General features: G+C 73.2%; 1 protein-coding gene. It reads left to right on the plus strand.

The window, feature by feature from the left end; all coding sequences use genetic code 11:
- On the plus strand, positions 1–694 hold a 694-nt coding region (locus tag BZL64_RS38190), incomplete at both ends, for an MBL fold metallo-hydrolase (RefSeq protein ID WP_208639615.1).

Genomic DNA, 694 nt, shown 5'->3' on the forward strand with positions numbered 1-694 from the left:
CTCCGGCCCGATCCCGGTGCATCCCACCACCCTCGCCGACCTGGCCAAGCCGCCCGCCACGGGCCTGCGGCTGACCTGGATGGGGCACTCCAGCGTGCTCGCGGAGATCGACGGGCACCGCGTGCTGTTCGACCCGGTCTGGGGCGAGCGCTGCTCCCCCGTCCCCTTCGCTGGCCCCAAGCGGCTGCACCCGGCCCCGCTGCCGCTGGCCGCGCTCGGCCCGGTCGACGTCGTGGTCATCTCGCACGACCACTACGACCACCTGGACCTGCCCTCGGTCAAGGCGCTGGCCGGCACGGACACCCTGTTCGCGGTGCCGCTCGGCGTCGGCGCCCATCTCGAACACTGGGGCGTGTCCGCCGACCGGATCCGCGAGCTGGACTGGCACGAGGCGACCCGGGTCGGCGGCCTCACCCTCACCGCCACCCCGGCCCGCCACTTCTGCGGCCGCGGCCTGCGCAACACCCAGCACACCCTGTGGGCCTCCTGGGTCGTGGCCGGCGACGAGCACCGGATCTTCCACAGCGGCGACACCGGTTACTTCGACGGTTTCAAGGACATCGGCGCGGCGTACGGCCCGTTCGACGCGACGATGATCCAGATCGGCGCCTACTCGGACCTGTGGCCGGACATCCACATGACCCCCGAGGAGGGGCTGCGCGCCCACCTCGACCTCCAGGGCGGTCCGAGCGGG

Source organism: Streptomyces bobili (assembly GCF_002154575.1).
Classification (GTDB): Bacteria; Actinomycetota; Actinomycetes; order Streptomycetales; family Streptomycetaceae; genus Streptomyces; species Streptomyces bobili.